This window comes from Paenibacillus sp. Y859 (genome assembly GCF_056786405.1).
The window spans coordinates 61,512-75,485 of the sequence record NZ_JBXCIZ010000014.1 but is presented as its reverse complement, the minus strand read 5'-3'; the positions used below and the strand labels follow the sequence as shown (position 1 = coordinate 75,485).

General features: G+C 41.8%; 14 protein-coding genes. 13 read left to right on the top strand and 1 reads right to left on the bottom strand.

What is annotated here, in order from left to right:
* Positions 1–283: 283 nt before the first annotated feature.
* On the top strand, positions 284–871 hold the full coding sequence (locus tag AC1TO8_RS20565; protein ID WP_482057495.1) for an HAD-IA family hydrolase: 588 nt from the start codon (positions 284–286) through the stop codon (positions 869–871).
* 118 nt (positions 872–989) lie between these two features.
* Here AC1TO8_RS20565 and AC1TO8_RS20560 read toward each other — a convergent pair whose 3' ends face one another.
* Positions 990–1,718, bottom strand: coding sequence for a CAP domain-containing protein (locus tag AC1TO8_RS20560; protein WP_482057494.1), 729 nt, complete (start codon positions 1,716–1,718; stop codon positions 990–992).
* A gap of 186 nt (positions 1,719–1,904) precedes the next feature.
* On the opposite strand from AC1TO8_RS20560, the gene AC1TO8_RS20555 reads away from it, so the two are divergent.
* From AC1TO8_RS20555 to AC1TO8_RS20500, 12 genes are all read left to right on the top strand, one after another.
* Positions 1,905–2,483, top strand: a complete 579-nt coding sequence (locus tag AC1TO8_RS20555; RefSeq protein WP_482057493.1) for a GNAT family N-acetyltransferase — start codon at positions 1,905–1,907, stop codon at positions 2,481–2,483.
* A 123-nt stretch (positions 2,484–2,606) separates the two neighbouring features.
* The gene (locus AC1TO8_RS20550; protein ID WP_482057492.1) at positions 2,607–2,768 is read left to right on the top strand and encodes a hypothetical protein; all 162 of its coding nucleotides are present in this window, start codon (positions 2,607–2,609) and stop codon (positions 2,766–2,768) included.
* A gap of 76 nt (positions 2,769–2,844) precedes the next feature.
* Entirely contained in the window at positions 2,845–3,648 is an 804-nt protein-coding gene (locus tag AC1TO8_RS20545; protein WP_482057491.1) for a GNAT family N-acetyltransferase, read from the top strand.
* Between the two features lie 169 nt (positions 3,649–3,817).
* Entirely contained in the window at positions 3,818–3,910 is a 93-nt protein-coding gene (gene comI / locus AC1TO8_RS20540; protein WP_482057490.1) for a competence inhibitor ComI, read from the top strand.
* Positions 3,911–4,316: 406 nt separating this feature from the next.
* Positions 4,317–5,207, top strand: coding sequence for a PhzF family phenazine biosynthesis isomerase (locus AC1TO8_RS20535; protein WP_482057489.1), 891 nt, complete (start codon positions 4,317–4,319; stop codon positions 5,205–5,207).
* Positions 5,200–5,385 (top strand): hypothetical protein, encoded by a 186-nt coding sequence (locus AC1TO8_RS20530; RefSeq protein WP_482057488.1) that lies wholly within the window; start codon positions 5,200–5,202, stop codon positions 5,383–5,385. The genes AC1TO8_RS20535 and AC1TO8_RS20530 overlap by 8 nt, the downstream gene beginning before the upstream one ends.
* A 6-nt stretch (positions 5,386–5,391) precedes the next feature.
* Entirely contained in the window at positions 5,392–6,831 is a 1,440-nt protein-coding gene (locus AC1TO8_RS20525; protein ID WP_482057487.1) for an SWIM zinc finger family protein, read from the top strand.
* A gap of 18 nt (positions 6,832–6,849) precedes the next feature.
* A complete protein-coding gene (locus tag AC1TO8_RS20520) occupies positions 6,850–8,697 on the top strand; it encodes a HEAT repeat domain-containing protein (protein WP_482057486.1) in 1,848 nt (615 codons plus the stop codon).
* Between the two features lie 14 nt (positions 8,698–8,711).
* A complete protein-coding gene (locus tag AC1TO8_RS20515; RefSeq protein WP_482057485.1) occupies positions 8,712–9,815 on the top strand; it encodes an AAA family ATPase in 1,104 nt (367 codons plus the stop codon).
* Positions 9,773–12,148, top strand: a complete 2,376-nt coding sequence (locus AC1TO8_RS20510) for a DUF5682 family protein (protein ID WP_482057484.1) — start codon at positions 9,773–9,775, stop codon at positions 12,146–12,148. Before AC1TO8_RS20515 ends, AC1TO8_RS20510 begins: the two co-directional genes overlap by 43 nt.
* Positions 12,149–12,150: 2 nt before the next feature.
* On the top strand, positions 12,151–13,371 hold the full coding sequence (locus AC1TO8_RS20505; RefSeq protein WP_482057540.1) for a VWA domain-containing protein: 1,221 nt from the start codon (positions 12,151–12,153) through the stop codon (positions 13,369–13,371).
* 136 nt (positions 13,372–13,507) lie between these two features.
* Positions 13,508–13,951 (top strand): MarR family winged helix-turn-helix transcriptional regulator, encoded by a 444-nt coding sequence (locus tag AC1TO8_RS20500; RefSeq protein ID WP_482057483.1) that lies wholly within the window; start codon positions 13,508–13,510, stop codon positions 13,949–13,951.
* The last annotated feature ends 23 nt before the right edge of the window (positions 13,952–13,974 follow it).

Here is a 13,974-nt window from a genome sequence, read left to right as displayed (position 1 = left end):
ATCATGTGGGTAGCTTAAGGGGCCAATACTAATCATGGTAGTGATTTTTACATTTATGAATACTAATAATTAGCACACAATGCGAGTATTCCAAAGTTCCATCGTTTAACTTGCCACAAAAAAGGGTCGGTTGATTTGCCGAATAAAAATTGGTAGGAAGACACGCTACCGACAAACCGCTTAGCGGCCGGGCACTATGTAAGCTTAAGTTGTAGGACGGATTGAAAATCGTAACATTAGATGAAAGTGCCTATGAAAATTAAAGAACAGGGGGAGATCTTCCATGGTTAAACATCAATTAATTCTTGATGTTGCGGGAGTAGTAGTAACAAATATTTCCCCAGCATTTTGGCTTGAGATCGCAGAATTAGCATCTGTTTCTTATGAAAATTTAAGATCACAATTCAAACAGGAATTGCGTGAAAAACTCTGGACAGGCAAGATAAGTGAAAATGAATTCTGGCATTGGCTAAATAAACAATGCCCATCAATAGAATTACACACTGCACAATCAATCATGTTGAAACATCTTAGGTACCTTCCTGCAATTCATTATATACCTATCTGGAGTAAAGCAGCTGATATTCACCTACTAAGTAATCATCGTAGAGAGTGGTTAGATCCTCTGTTAGACCCAATAAAAAAATATACGAAGAGCATAACAATCTCAAGTTCCGTTGGAGTGTGTAAACCCGATCCTCAAATATATGAGATAGTACAAACAAAACTAGAAGTTACACAACAAGTTTTGTTTGTAGATGATCAGGAGAAAAACTTTAAACCTGCACAAAATTTATTATGGAGAACAATTCTAGCAGATAAGAATGGTGCTTGGATAGAAAAAGTGAATGAAATATTAAGTACTGATTAAAGACTTTCCAGCAGCATTAGATCAAAGCAATTGGTGTATGACAGAACGGCTAAATAAGCATCAAAAAAATCGCATGAATGCCGTTTTTTTGATGCCTTATTGTCGGGGATGAATGGCGTTATCCTTTAAATTCCTGGACCCATGCATTGTTATAATAAGCAATTCCAATTTGAGTATAACTATTACTCAGTATATTTGCTTTGTGTCCAGGGCTATTCATCCAATCCTGCATAACTTGGGTAGGGGTAGTTTGCCCTTTTGCGATGTTTTCTCCAGCGGAATTGTATGTGATCCCGAACTCCTTCATCATATCGAAAGGGGATCCATGTGTTGGTGAATTATGATCAAAGTAATTGTTATTGTACATGTCCTGTGCCTTGACCATAGCCATATTTGACAATTCTTCATTCATACTTAGGGAACTTAATCCTGCTTTGGACCTTTCTTGATTTACTAGCTCCAGAACCTGCTGTCCAAATTGGGATGACTCCGTACTAATATTTGTATTCTTTGTACCATTCTGTGCTTGTTCTGTTGAACCTGTCGGTTCCTTTTTTTCAGGATTTCCGGTCTGTGCTTGGTTTGCTGGATTTCGATCCGGTGTTTGAATCAGATTCAACCAATCTGAGATATTTCCATTCTGTGCTCCTTTTGTTGTAATAGATGATCTCTCTGTCGCAGGCGTAGCTGTTGATGATGCCTGTGTTAGGGCAGGAGTTGGCGTAGCAGTGTGAGCATGGGTTGAGATTCGTGTTTGCTCAGGAGTCACTTGCTTTTGTGTCATATTGTTTCCGGCCGAACAGCCGGTCACCAATAATATGACTGCCAATACGATGATTTTTACCATAAGCCAACCTCCTCGGTCCGTTAATTAATGAAGTTACCGGATTTAGGATTTCCTGCAAGCCCTCTACTTATTCATAAAAGGCAACCCTTTCCTTCATCAGGTTGGATTGCCTTCTATCCAGAACTATAAGGTCAAAATGGTAAGGACGGAGCAATGATTAAAGATGATTGAGGAAGGATGTAAGTCATGAAAATAGATATATTATTCTCTGAGTCGCCAGTTTTTGAAACGGAACGATTAATACTGAGAAAATTAAGTATGAATGACCTAAACGATTATTTTGAATTTGCTTCGGATCCGATTGTGTCTGTTAGCACTCTTTGGAATAAACATGAGACAATTGAAGATACGAAAGATTATTTACAAAAAGTGTTGGATAAATACGAATTCAAGCAAGCATTTCGTTGGGGAATTATATATAAACCAAGTAATAAGCTGATTGGAAGAACCGGCTTCATTAATTGGGATGTGATGCATAGCAGAGCAGAAATTGGTTTTGCTCTAGCTAGTCAGTACTGGAACAAAGATATTATATCAGAAGCAACTAAGGTAGTAGTTAATTATGGATTCGAGAAACTCGAATTAAACCGAATAGAAGGCAGATGTAATTACAATAATGCGGGTTCTGCTCGGGCGATGGAGAAGCTCGGTATGAAACTAGAAGGAATATTACGAGAACAATTAAAGATCAAGGGAACATTTATGGACCAAAGGCTTTATTCAATACTAAAGAGTGATTTTGTAGGTGAATTCAATGAAGGATAACAATGAGACACACCCAACCGCGTCGGTTCTTAGCTGCTTGAACGTCGGGAATGCACAACGTTATCGGAAATGATTGCGTAGTTTTATTAAACATATAAAAGCTGATCCTATTTGGGGGTATTTGTGGAGAATTTAATTATTGAATTTAAAGGAGAATTAACAAGAATAGCGTATGATCCAACTACAGGTGAAGAGCTTGAAGAAGTTAATGAAACCGCTCAATTGATACTAAAACGCATTAAGAATATATATGACACTTTTCCGCTAGTTCAATCGACTGGCTAAGTTTAGCGACCCGTCTCCTTCGGTTACTTAAGCTGCGTAAAAGAAAAGAAAAAAGTAGAGTTGGAGTGAATTGACTATGATTGAATTGAATTTTAATGAGTATCATCTTGCAGAACCTTTTTTTAAGAAGAAACAATATATTCCTGCATTGTCTGTTATTCATGGTCACTATCCTGGAAGAGTATTTGTGAATGATCTTGAACCTAATCTAGTAATTGTTTGGGCAATCGGTAGATGGATGTACTTAGAGGGCAATATAAATAGCGAGAAGGAGAAGAAGGAACTCATTAGTTTTATTTATGAGGTAGTCATTCCAGATTGTAAACAACGTAATGTAAATTGGTTTGAAATTTATACTGCCGATGTTGAATGCTGGGATGAACTTCTTCTCGATGGATTACACCTTCTAAAAGTAGATAAGCATTATGAATCAGTCTATACGTTGAACTTGGATAAGTTTAAGCTGATCAAGGAAACATTTTCTCCGCCAATTGAGGATATTGAAGTTAACTTATTGGAGTTTGAGATAATGCCAGAAGAATATCGGAATTTAAAATATGTTGATGAAAGGTTTTTCACTAAATCTTATCCGGGAGTTGAAATCAGGATGGGACACGAAGTGATTACAATTTGTAAAAATAATGGATTTGTGCTCAATAATGAATATTTTATAGACATTGATACATTTGTTCATGATCAGAGAGGAAAAGGTTACGCAACATTAGCTGCAATCAAATTGATTGATCATTTATTACACAATCGTAAATTTCCTTTATGGGAGACGACCCATCAGAATACACCATCTCACAAGTTAGCTATAAAATTAGGTTTTGAAGTAAAAGCAGACTATCCAGTCTATGCATTTATAAATGAAAGTTAACTGGAGAATTGAGTTATTGTAAAGCTCAGAAGGCGGGGGACAGCTTTGGTCGTTTGGACGTCAGATTAAAACGAATAAGAACACTTGTACGGGGAATAGATAAGAGGTAAAATATAGATACAATTGAATCTTGGGTGGGTATGGTTTCCCTTCGAAAGGAGGTGAAGCCATGGAAGTAAAAGATGCAATAACGATTATGTTCCTATTTGGAATGTTCATTCTTGCTCTTTTAACATACATTAACAGCAACAAGAGAAAATAAAAACCCACCCAAAGATTAGCAGCCAAAGGTGGGTTTTTGTTCCTATGTGACTTAGAAGGGATTAACCATCCAAGCCAATTGTACTGACCAAGTGTTAGCAGCACTTGGTCTTTATTAATAATATGATAACACAATCAAGTAGTTGCAACAAACATTTCATTACCACAGCGGTCGCTCCTTTGGTTACCAGGAGGAAGTTTCGTAGAAGTGAATTCAGGCGACACATGCTGTTATCCCAAAACTTCAAAAGAAATTTAAGGACTTAGAATTATTATAGTATCCCGCATTTGACCAAGTTCTATTTAAATCCTCATTAGATAGGGGCTAACTAAGATGTATTGACGTTAGGAACACAACTACATTAGAGGACATTTGCTAAATATACTAATGAAAGTGAGGTACTAAGATGGCAAGAATTACAGTTTTTCACTACGATGCATTTTCAAAAACACCTGATAAAGGAAATCCTGCTGGTGTAGTATTAAATGCGAATCATCTCACTGAAATGGAAATGCAACGAATAGCTTATCATGTTAATTTTAATGAAACTGTATTTGTTTTGGATTCTGAGAACGCTGATTTAAGATTAAGATATTTCACTCCAGGTCACGAGATAAACCTTTGTGGTCATGCTACTATGGGATCTTTATACTGCCTAAAAACAAGAGGCTTGTTAGGTGATAAGGAAACTATACAGATCGAGACAAATGTAGGGATTTTACCGATTACATTTAGCATAGTGAATGATGAACTAAGTATAAAAATGAAGCAAGACCAACCCCAATTTAATTCTTTTAATGGAGATGTTGAAAAGTTAGCCGCATCAATGGGGTTGACGAAAGACGATCTAGATCAAACAAAACCAATAATGTATGGAAGTACTGGAGCCTGGACCTTAATAGTACCTGTCAAGGAGCTAAGAAGATTTCATGACATGAAGCCTAAAAATAAGTTATTTCCAGATATTCTGACCGAGAATCCGAGATCATCTATACATCCGATTTGTTTTGAAACGTATGATAAGAGCGCATTCATGCATGCAAGACATTTTTCGTCACCTTATTCAGGTACTACAGAGGATGCTGTAACAGGAACTGCATCAGGCGTAATGGGAGCCTATTATCTAACTTATATTGATCAGGAATTAGGACTTTATAAATTTACAGTAGAGCAGGGGCAAGAGATAGATAAGAATGGAAGAGTACATGTAGAAGTAATAAGAAAACCCAATAATATGGATGTGTTTATATCAGGTACAGCTGTTTTCGTTAGAGAATTAGAGATTGAGTATGATTAATCAAAAAAAAGAGAACGGGTTCGTTAATAGCCTTTATACTACTAGTGAAGACGCGTTTAGTGAAAAGATTGTGATATACCATGATATGGCAAGAGGATTAAACCTAGAAGCACATCTAGGCATTGTCATTGGAAGAAAGGAATATCTTAATAAAATCAAGAAACAGACATTGGAGTGAATAACCTTGATTGAAATTTCAGAAGCGTATGTCGATTCACTGGCCCCAAACAGCGCAGCTATTAAGAATGCCCAAGGATTGGTCAAAAAGAATAGCTTCGTCCAGTTAAATTTCTCAGAAGATGGCTCATTGTTATTTGGAGATTGCTCTGGAAGCGGAAGTTCTCATTATAAATGCTCGGCCGATTTCATCCATCCAGAGAAGCCGGTACTACGTTGTTCTTGTCCAAGTCGTCAAATTCCGTGCAAGCATGCCCTAGGCTTATTGTACGCCTACAATGGAGGGGCAACGTTCGTCACTGCTGCTGTACCGGAAGATATCATTTCTAAACGTGAAAAAGTAGAGAAGCGGGAAGAAAAGAAATTAAAGGAAGATGCTGAGGGCGTAGAGGCAAAGCCGAAAAAAGTAAATAAATCCGCGTTAAAGAAAAAGATTCTGTCTCAGCTTGAAGGGTTGGATTTACTTGAAAAGCTAACACTTTCACTTATTCGCGGAGGGTTAGCCATCGTTGATCAAAAAGTGCTTAAAATGATTGAAGAGCATATAAAGCAGCTAGGAAACTATTACTTAACGGGAGCACAGTCGGAATTGCGTAGACTCCACGTATTCCTCTCCAATAAAGAGGATCAGGAAATGGCTTATACAGATGCTGTGGAACAATTGACACTTATTCACGCATTTATTAAGAAAGGGCGTACACATTTAACTGCGAAGCTTGCCGATCCAAACTTGACGTTAGATCATGAATCAACGATGGAGGAATGGCTTGGACATGCGTGGCAGTTAAAAGAACTGAAGGAGTTCGGTCTAATGACCGAAGAAACAGAATTGATTCAGCTTGTCTTTATAAGCTATTCAGATTTAGCAAGAGAAGAGTACATCGATCTGGGCTATTGGTTCGAGATTGCGAGTGGGGAAATTCATGGCACGGTTCAGTATCGTCCTTATAAAGCAGCTAAGCATATGCGAGAGGAAGACAGTTTTTTTGACGTTGCAGTTGTAAAGTCATTGTATCGTTACCCAGGTAATATAAACCGAAGAGTTCGGTTTGAGGAAATGATTCCGCGACCGTTGGAGCAGCGTGATTTAGAATTAATTTCTAGCAAAGCCCACCGTTCTTATGCCGATGTTGTGAAGCAGGTAAAAAATCAATTGAAAAATCCACTTAGTGATAGAAACCCAGTTATGCTACTTCATGTGGCTGAGATACAGCAGACGGAGCAAGGACAAATTGCAATTATAGATCATTCGGGCCAGCATTTGACACTAGAAGATATGTTTACATTTAGACATTCTGCAGTATCCTTGTTGTCGCATATTCCGTCTGCTAGTTTAATAGATACGACAATGCTTGTTATGTTCGAACATCATATGGATAACGGGCGACTTGTTGCACAACCATTGAGCATCATAAAAGGTGCGGAGATCATCCGTCTCTTATTTTGACATTTAGGAGGAACACCGATGAGTACATCATTGCTGCAAGAGCTTCAACAAGAAGTTAGACGACTATACATTGCAGGAAGCGAACTAGCAGTTGGAGATTTTCGCTTAAAGCGTTTGCTACCTCAATTCCAGCAGTTAGGTGAGAGGGCACCTGTTTTTAAAAGATTAGCAGAAGGCATTGCGATGTTGATAGGGCCTTCCTCTCAGCAGACGAGGACTTCTACTTCTACAGAGAAATTACAAGATTTAAGTTTGCTACTAAATTCTGTTCTTCGTACACAAGGCTCAACTTCATCAGATGGGGAACTTATAGCATTGAAGAATCGTCCACTTACTTTAACGACGAGCCTCCCGTTTCGGAAGCTTGCGGAAGTTCAGGATGCATTAACAACTACTGGGGGCGGTCGATACGAAATTATCGTACAGGCGTTTGAGGCGGAAATGTTTCAAGATGTTCGTTTGCTGAATGACGCCTTCGCAGCACTTCATGATCCTTATATTGAAATTGCAGAGTTTGCTAGAACACATATATTGCCTTCCTATGGAGCGCAGATCGTTCCACATTTAATCGAAGCTTTCGATCCTACTGGAGGGAAAGTAGAGGCTAGAAGGCTGAAGGTCATCGGACAATTAGGCGGAGAAGCGGTAACTGAGCTTATATTCCATGCTGCGGAATCTGGCACAGAGGATGTACGAGTGGCGGCTATTGAATTGTTGTCAGGTCATGAACCGTATGAAGAAGCGTTAGTAGGCTGGACGAAGGACAAGAAGAAGACGATTCGCGAAGCTGCTTATTACGCCTTAGCCGAGGGCGGATCTACGCGGGCAGTAGAGCGGATTTATGAAGCATTTTCCGGTAAAGATGTTGAGATTGCTTCTAGAGCGGCCGCTAAATGTGATCATAGTGAGCTTACCTCCAAATTGGTTGGGGATCTAAACAGTGAACTGAAGCAAGCTTCAGAATTACTAGCAGATAAGACCAAACTAGAAGCCTCGCGAGTGAGGGTTAGGCACTACTTAAAAGCACTGGATGCTAAGCGAAGTCAAGCGCTTTATGATGTGTATGAATATGCAACGAACCATTATGAATTGTATCATTCATTGGGATGGTCCGATTTATTCGACGATGCTGCTTACTACTTGGAGAACACAAATACAGAAGCTGCATTGGCATTGCTGCATCAGCTAGAACAGCATAGTGTCCTTTATATGCCGCATGCGTTCCGCTTATCCTTCCGATTGCTCACGCCAGAGCAGTTGTATAAGCGATATGTTCAATCCATGCATAGTAAATGGAAGCTGCGGAAGGGCAAGGACCTGACTCAACGAACGAAGGAACTCATATCAACGATTGAACAGCTTATTATTTCGCATGAGTATAAGCTTTATCCAACATTATGGAGCAATCCGAATGAGACAACATCGCTTACTTACATAAAAGTACCATCGATAGAACAGCTTGCAGGTGAATGGGATGTGCGTTGGTTAGATTGGTCCATCGAGCAAGATGCCTCTGCGCTTGTATGTGCCTTTGCACGCCCTGATCATGCAGGATGCCGGCGGTACTTAGTCAACAAATCATCAAAAGATGCGAAGTTAAACACTACGTCTAGAGAAATGCTCTTAAGAGGACTAGAGCGTGCTGGTGCAAATGATGACGATCAGTGGGAAGCTCTCAAGGTAGTGTTAGAAAGCAGTCGTTACTCCTATGAAGGCTATACTTTGGAAAAGCTGTATCAGCTGCCGGCGAGTTACTGCGATCGATTAGCTACTATTCTGCTGGGAACTCGATATACATCGGCTGAAATACTTCGTTATGTGATCGAGCAGATGCGAGCTGCCAGAGTCGTCAATAATGAACTTTAAAGGAGAATAAGTGAATGTCCATTAACAAAGAGCAGCTACAGGATATGATGCGATTACCCGCGGAACAATTATACAAGGAAGAATTAGAGGCGCTGTGCAAGGCAGATAAGGGCAGAATTCCTACAGGCTGGCAAATGTCTCCACAGGCTGTCCTTACGTTCATTACAGGTGGCAAAGCGGGTACGAAGGTCATCACCCCTAAATATATTGGTAATAAAAGATTAATTGAGATGGCGATTGCTACCTTAGTAACAGATCGAGCACTGATGCTAATCGGAGAGCCTGGTACGGCTAAATCATGGCTATCTGAAAATTTATCCGCAGCGATATACGGCAATTCCGGACTCGTCGTTCAAGGTACTGCTGGAACGAGCGAGGAGCATGTCCGCTATTCTTGGAACTATGCGATGCTATTAGCGAATGGACCTACGCCGGAAGCACTCGTGCAAAGCCCGATCATGCGGGCGATGGAAGCGGGCGGAATTGCGCGCTTCGAAGAAATATCTCGTTGTGCGTCGGAGGTTCAGGATGCGCTCATTTCGATTTTGTCCGAGAAAACAGTATCAGTACCTGAATTAGGCAAAGAAGTGAGTGCCCGAAAAGGGTTCTCCATTATCGCTACGGCTAATACGAGAGATCGTGGCGTTAACGAAATGTCGGCAGCATTGAAACGGCGCTTTAACATTATTGTGCTACCTGCTCCAGCGGATATGAATACAGAGGTTGAAATCGTAAAAAAACGAGTCGGTGAAATTGCTGCATCCTACGAGCTACAGGCTGCTGTACCTGCAGAAGAGGCACTGTTGAAGGTTGTCACGATATTCCGCGAGCTGCGTAGCGGGATGACCATTGATAAGAAAGAAAAGGTGAAGTCACCTGCAGGTGTTATTTCAACAGCTGAAGCGATATCTTTGCTTACGAACAGTATGGCACTTGCTGCCAGCTTCGGTACTGGAGAACTGACTGACGAGGATATTGCTGCAGGTTTGCAAGGAGCCATTGTGAAAGATGATGATAAAGATAAACTCGTTTGGAAGGAATATCTCGACAATGTCATGAAGAAGCGCGGAGCCGAATGGCGCGGCTTGTATATGGCTTGCAAGGAGTTGAACGAGTGAGTGTAGCAGCTAATGCGGATGTACATATTTTTGGCGTAAGACATCTTTCACCTGGCGGCGCGAAGCATTTGCTAGACTTTCTCAATGAGCATAAGCCTACCGCGGTACTCATTGAAGGACCATCCGATGCAACGGCAGAAATTCGTCATCTAACACATAAGGTGACGAAACCTCCTGTTGCCATATTGGCCTTTACCGAAGACCTACCCGTACGTACGGTGTTATGGCCTTTCGCTGATTATTCGCCAGAGTACCAAGCGATGAAATGGGCTGAGGACAACGGAGCATTGGCAGCCTTCATCGATCTGCCTTCCTCCACGATACTTGCTTTGCAGGATGTGCGGATGAATGTAGCAGCTAAGAAGGAAGAAGATAGCGATCTAGTTCCAACCGAATTATTAGAGGAAGAACAGGATCAACGCTCCATTTATGAGAGGATTGCTGATCTGTCCGGTGAGTACGATTATGATATGTATTGGGAGCGAAATTACGAGCATAATTTGAATGCGGGTGCATACCAAGAGGCGATTGTTGCTTTCTCTAGTCAAATGCGTGAGCTATCCGAGGGAAAGGAATGGCGGGATGCACGAACCGAATACGCATATAATGCGATTCGAGAAGCTTATATGCGTCGGCAAATTCAGAACATCATTCATACTGGACACGAACCGGGTAAGATTGTTGTCGTATGCGGGGCATATCATGCGGCTGCATTGTCCAATCTTACAGAAGCGATGACAGATCAAGAATTGAAGGATTTGCCTGCTCGCAGTACGAAGCTGACACTCATGCCTTATTCTTATTATAAGCTTTCAACGATGTCTGGTTATGGCGCGGGGAACATAGCTCCGAATTATTTTGAAATGATGTGGGAGCGGATGAGGACAGATACGCTTGAAGATCTGCCTAATCATTATTTATCGACCATTGCTAGATTGATGCGGGATACGGGGAATCATCGATCCACAGCAGAGGTCATTGAAGCGGTCCGGCTTGCGGAATCTCTCGCTGCTCTTCATGACGGCAGTGCACCCACATTGCGCGATTTGCGGGATGCAGCGCAAACATTGCTTGGCCGTGGCGACCTTTCGATCATTGCCGAAGCTCTGATGCGAACAGAAGTTGGCACAGCTATCGGCTCACTAGCTGAGGGTGTTAGTCAGACGCCGATTCAGGACGATTTGAATCGGTTGTTGAAGAGATTGAAGCTCGATAAATATAAGACGACCATTGCAACGGATTTAACGTTGGATTTGCGCGAGAATCGGCGCGTCGCATCTGAAGAAGCGGCATTTTTGGATTTAAACCGATCTATTTTATTCCATCGCCTAAAGCTGTTAGCCATTGCATTTGTGAAGATAAAGCCAAGCTCGCAAGAGCGTGCAACATGGGCTGAGCATTGGGTAATGCAATGGTCACCGGAGGTAGAGATTCAGATTGTCGAATCAACTCTGCTTGGAGAGACAATAGAGGTAGCATCTGCTTACGTGCTTCAGCAGAAGCTTGAAGGTTGCGGTACGATTACGGAGGCTTCTGATTTGATCCGCATTGCCTGTGAATGCGGGATGCTGGTACAGATGGAAGCTGCCCGTCAGAAGCTACAGCAGCTTGCCGTAGATAGCGGCGATGTCGTACAGATAGCCTCAGCGGCATACGAGCTGTCAACGATTATAAACTATGGCGATATAAGACGAATAAATATGGAACCATTATTACCATTACTTGAGCAGTTATTTATGCGAGCTTGCTTGTTCTTGCTTGATGCAAGCGGCTGTAACGATGAAGTAGCTAACGGAATGATTGCAGCAATGAATGAACTAAACAGTATAGCTCTGAATCATAGCGAGCAGGTAGATGAGCAGCTGTGGCTTCAAGAGCTGTTGCAGCTTGTGGAGAGAGACGATCGCAATCCACGTCTTTCGGGCTTCGCATGTGCGATATTAATGGAACGTGGTGCGATTTCAGCAGAACAATGTGCAGCAGAAGTATCACGGCGTCTATCTCCGGGTATACCTGCAGATCTCGGTGCAGGTTGGTTTGAAGGGCTGTCACTGCGTAATCGCTATGCACTTCTATCTCGTATGAGCTTGTGGGAGCAGTTAAACGAATATATCGTTTCACTTGAGGATGATGAGTTTGTTCGTGCGCTCGTATTTCTACGACGGGCATTAAGCTCATTTTCCTCCCAAGAGAAAATGATGATTGCCGAGCTACTTGGTGAATTATGGGGTGTGAATACGGAACAGGCTGCGGAGATATTGATGGGCGAGCTGAAGGAGGACGAAGTACAGATGCTGGACGAGTTGAATGATTTTGAATTTGAGGACTTTTGACTATGAACAATGCTATTGAACCCCAAGTAGTGTCACGTTGGCGACTTATTCTTGGTCAAGCGGCTGAAGGGCAGTTAGCGAGCTCATCTGGTTATGGAAGCATTGGCTTAACTGAAGAAGAACTGATTATGGATCAGGCGCTAGCTGCGATCTATGATGACACAAGCGAAATCATGGATGGCAAAGGTGGTAGTGGAACCAATGCGGCGAGGGGAGCAGGGCTGGGGAGCTCAGCACCTCGTTTAGCGAAGTGGCTTGGAGATGTCCGCACTTTTTTTCCGGAGGACGTCGTTTCGATCATTCAAAATGATGCGATGGAAAGAAAGGGATGGAAGCAGCTTTTGTTTGAGCCTGAAATTTTGGCTAAAGTAAAGCCGGATATTCAGCTTATTGGAACGCTTTTATCTTTGAAAGGAAAAATTCCTGAGAAAACGAAAGACACAGCACGAATGCTCGTGCAGGAAGTAGTCGATGATCTGGTGAAACGGCTAGAGCAAGACATACGTCGTGCGGTAACAGGTGCTTTGAATCGAAGGCAGCATTCTCCACTACCGTCTGTGAGCGGAATAGATTGGAAACGAACGATACAACGTAATTTAAAGCATTATGATACAGAGCGTCGTCAAATCATTCCGGAGAAATTCTATTTCTTCGATCGTGCGCAGAGAAATAAAGAATGGACGGTCATCTTAGATATTGACCAGAGCGGCTCGATGGCTGATTCGGTCATATGGGCTTCTGTGATCGGATCGATCTTCGCCAGTATCCCTTCATTAAGTACCCGTGTCGTTGTGTTCGATACGGAAGTCGTTGATTTAACGGAGCAATGTGCGAATGATCCTGTCGATATGCTCTTCGGTATACAGCTTGGCGGTGGCACTGATATTCATAAATCGGTTGCCTACTGTGAGCAGTTTATCGAGGAGCCGAAGAAGACGTTATTTATTGTTGTCTCTGATCTATATGAAGGAGGCAATCAAGCCGGCTTGATTCGTCGTATGCGTGAAATGCGAGAAGCAGGTGTGCAAACGATGTGCTTGCTAGCATTATCCGATCAAGGTCAGCCATTCTACAATGAGCATATTGCCAAGCTACTATCTCGTGATGGAACTCCTTGCTTCGCATGTACACCTGCCTTACTTCCTGAATTAGTTGCCGGGGCACTAAAAGGCCATGACCTATTCGAATTGGCGAAACGGGTCGGAACAAACAATAAAGTCTAACATCTGGACACGACCTATTGAGGGTTCGTGTCTTTTATGACTACTGCAGAATTTGAAATCATAGTCAAATTAACTTGCTTCTTTATCAATTGCGTAGTAAAGTGATGTTGAGGTTAGCGATGGGGAGGGAAACGACATGCGTAATAATACGATAGGCTCATTAATCTGGTTACGTTTAATGCGTTTTACGAACCAAAGTAACCAGATGTCGAATGACTTTCTGAAACGATTTGATCTAACGACTGCTCAGTTTGATGTACTCATGCAAATTCGTATTTATCAGCCACTCACGCAAATGGAGTTAGCCGAGAAAGTGACGGTTACACAAGGTGGTATTTCGCGTATGCTCGTACGTCTTGAGAAAGAACGTTACATTGTACGTAAGCAAGATTGGAAAACGAAAACGATCAGTCTCACAGAGAAAGCTGAATCTATTCTAGACCAAGCGATGCCGGAACAACTGGCATTTCAAACATCATTTTTTGATGATGCATTAAACGAAGAAGAACAAAAAACACTATATACATTAATGACACGTGTACACAAACATAGCCAAAAGAAAGAATTGCCGCCTGAGTAATTTTTTTGTAATATCATTTGACT